General features: G+C 62.9%; 1 protein-coding gene and 1 pseudogene. Both read right to left on the bottom strand.

Annotation, left to right across the window (positions count from 1 at the left end; genetic code table 11):
* Positions 1 to 706, bottom strand: a 706-nt coding sequence (locus ACYP5B_RS34235; protein ID WP_459572588.1) for a nuclease-related domain-containing protein, incomplete at its 3' end; no start/stop codon positions are given.
* 66 nt (positions 707 to 772) lie between these two features.
* Positions 773 to 3,823: pseudogene (locus ACYP5B_RS34230) on the bottom strand (error-prone DNA polymerase); the annotation flags it as partial.

Here is a 3,823-nt window from a genome sequence, read left to right as displayed (position 1 = left end):
GCCAAGGCTGCTCTGAATGAAACCTTGACCTTGATCGCAACACGTATCCATCGCGTGCGACCGGATCGCGCCAAGCCTCGACCGCCTCGTCATAAGTCTCATCGACATGCCGCCTATAAGGCTTGCATCTGCTCACGAAATCCGATAGAGCATCAGCCTTAATGATTCGACTCGAATCGAACGATCTTGAGCGATCTACGCGCGCGTTCGGAGATACCACAACAACGTTGTGGATGGTCGGTGCCAAGCGAATTCCCAAACGAGTGGGCATCTCGATCTCGGAGAAGACGTCTTGCAGCACGGCGATATGACGTTCGTTCTGCGCAAGGGGGGAGGGCATTCCCTCGTAAGTTTTCTTCCAATCGTTCCAACGCAGGAACTCTCCTTCGTCGGTTATCTTGAAGCCGGCATGGAAGCGCTTCGTCTCCAAGACAAATACGTTCAGAGTCCGGTGAACCAACAGGTGATCGATTTGAGCAACACGACCGCCAATTTCCAAGCGAAGATCATGGACGACGGCAGTATTTTTTGACTTCTCAAAATGGAAATCAATCAGGTACGCCGCTTCCTGCTCACCCTTGATTCCGGCGCGAGCTTTGCGTAACTCCTCTTCCGCGTGCTTGATATGGCGGCCCTCGCCAGCCGCGATCAGCGCTTCAAGAGCGGAGATTTGAGACACCTTTTCGTCGGTTTTCTTGACAAGCATAGCCGGGTACCCCTCCACAGTCGGCGGTACAGAATTCTGCCCGAGCCATCCTATCTCACCAATACGTCAGCAGAAATCGCGACCACTGGTCGGCAGCCGACCGAGCAAAGGTGTGAGGTCCACCATGCGCTGGGCCACCAGATGCCGAACCTCGCCCTCGCATTGCCATTGCCCGAGGACGCCGATTAGGCGAGCTCCCAAGACTTCCTTGCGGTGCCGCTCCAATATCGATGGCCACACGATGACGTTCACCGTGCCGGTTTCGTCCTCAATGGTCATGAACAGGACTCCATTCGCGGTCCCTGGCCGCTGGCGCACCGTGACAATGCCGGCACCACGCGCCAGCTGGCGGTTCTGGTAGCCGAAGAGGGTGGATGCCGGCTCATAGCGCTGCGCGGCGAGTTGCGCGCGGAGTAGCGCGAGCGGGTGCCGGTTCAGTGTCAGTCCCATGGACCGGTAATCCCCCACGATCTCCTCGCCCTCGCTCGGCGGTGCGAGTACGGGCGGTTGCTCCACCAGGTCTGCGGGACGCAGCAAGTCCTTGTCGGGCACGGCAACGGAGGCCTGCCACAGGGCCTGTCGCCGGTTTCCCGTGAGGACGCGCAGCGCGTTCCCAGCGGCCAGCGCCTGGATGTCGTGTCGGTCCAATGAGGCGCGGCGGGCCAGATCCGTGGCGCTCGTGAATGCGCGCACCGAGCGTGCGTCTTCGATGCGCAGAGCCGCTTCTTGCCGCATGCCACGCAGCAGCGACAGGCCAAGGCGGACCGCCGGCGGCTTGCGCTCGCGCGTCTCCAGTGTCGAATCCCAGCAACTGACGGCGATGTCCGCTGGCAGGACCTCGACGCCGTGCCGCTTGCCATCCTGCACGAGCTGAGAGGGGCTGTAGAAGCCCATGGGCTGGCTGTTGAGCATGGCGCAGAGGAAAGCCGCTGGCTCATGGCGCTTGAGCCAGGCACTGGCGTAGACCAGTAGTGCAAAGCTGGCCGAGTGGCTTTCCGGGAAGCCATACTCACCGAAGCCCTGGATCTGCCGGAAGATGCTTTCAGCAAATTCCCGCTCGTAGCCACGCTCCAACATGCCGGTGATGATGCGGTCGTAGTAGCGTTCCAGGCCGCCCTTGCGCTTCCAGGCCGCCATGGCCCGACGCAGCTGGTCAGCCTCGCCAGCCGAGAAGCCGGCCGCGAGCATGGCCACCTGCATCACCTGTTCCTGAAAGATCGGCACGCCGAGCGTGCGCGACAGCGCCTTTTCCATTTCCGGGCTGGGATAGGTCACCGGTTCCTTGCCTTGCCGGCGGCGCAAATAGGGGTGCACCATGCCGCCCTGTACCGGACCTGGTCGGACGATGGCGACCTCGACGACCAGGTCGTAGAAGGTGCGTGGCTGCAGCCGGGGCAGCATGGACATTTGCGCACGAGATTCCACCTGGAACACCCCGACACTGTCGGCGTGGCAGAGCATCTCGTAGGTGGCCGGATCCTCGGCGGGGATGTCCTGCAGTTCGAAGACCTCACCGCGTTGTTCAGAGACGAGATCCAGCGCACGATGGATCGCGGAGAGCATGCCCAGGGCGAGCACGTCGACCTTCAGCAGTCCAACGGCATCCAGATCATCCTTGTCCCATTGGATGACACTGCGATCTGGCATGGCCGCGTTCTCAACCGGCACGAGGCGAGAGAGTTTTCCCCGGGCTAGCACGAAACCGCCGGAATGCTGCGACAGATGCCGCGGAAAGCCCAGCAGCTGCATCGCCATGTTGGCCCACCGCTGGGTCAGCTCGCTCTCGATATCGACGCCGCTTTCCGCAAAGCGCTTGAGCAGGTCCGCCTTGCCGTCAAACCAGTGATGGGCCTTCGCGACCAGGTCGACGATGGCCGGGTCAACGCCCAAGGCCTTGCCGGATTCACGCAGCGCGCTGCGCGGGCGGTAGGTCGCCACCGCCGCCGCCAGCGCCGCGCGGGTGCGCCCATACTTGGCGTACAGGTATTGGATGACCTCCTCGCGCCGCTGGTGCTCAAAATCGACGTCGATATCAGGCGGCTCGCCGCGCTCCTTGCTGATGAAGCGCTCGAACAACAGGTTGCCGCGCGCCGGATCCACTTCGGTGATGCCGAGGCAGTAGCAGACCGCGGAATTGGCAGCGGAGCCCCGACCCTGGCACAGGATGCGATTGGCACGGGCGAAGCGGACGATGTCGTATACGTCAGGAAATACGGCTCGTACTGCATTTCGCCGATCAGCGCGAGTTCATGCTCGATCTGCGCCTGGACCGGCGCCGGGATGCCATTGGGAAAGCGACGGTGGGCGCCAATATAGGTCTCATCGCGTAGATAGTCGCTTGGACTGACACCCTTTGGGACCACCTCTTCGGGATACTCGTAGCGCAATTCGTCCAACGAGAACCGGCTGAGGTTGCCGATATGCAGGGATTCCGTCAGCAGGCGGTGCGGGTAGATGTTGGATAGCCGCAGTCGGGAGCGCAGGTGCTGCTCGGCGTTGGGCGTCAGCTGGTAGCCGCACTCCGGCACAGCCTTGCGCAGCCGGATGGCACTCAGGACGTCATGGAGCGGTTTGCGCGAGCGCACATGCATCAGCACGTGGCCGGTGGCCACCACCCGCAGGTGATTCGCCGCGGCCGCCTGCATCACGGCTGCCCGGTGCATGTCGTCCATCGCACGGTACAGCAGCGTCAGGCCAATCCAGGCACGGCCCGCGAAAGTCGAGGTGATCCACGCGGCCTGGGCATCAAGCCAGTCCGCCGGCGCGCAATACTCCGGCGTGAAGATGATGGTGCAGTCCGGCAGCCCGCGCAGATGAGCGTAGTTGCCCTCGGGCGCATCCAGGTCGCGGCGGGTCAGTAGGTAAGCGCCCTTGGCAGTTCGCGTGCGGGCCAGCGTGATGAGCTCGCATAGGTTGCCGTAGCCTTCGCGATTGCGCGCGATCGCGATGAAGGAGACAGCCGGGCTGCCGTCGGCATTGACCAGCCGGAAGAAGGCGCCGACCAGCAGCTTGAGGCCGTGCTTCTTGGCCTCGGTGTGGGCGCGGACGATGCCTGCCAGCGAACATTCGTCCGTGATGGCCAGGGCGCTGTAACCGAGTTCGACCGCGCGCTCGACC

This window comes from Cupriavidus sp. 8B, assembly GCF_054589115.1.
This window is presented reverse-complemented; position numbering and strand designations above follow the sequence as displayed.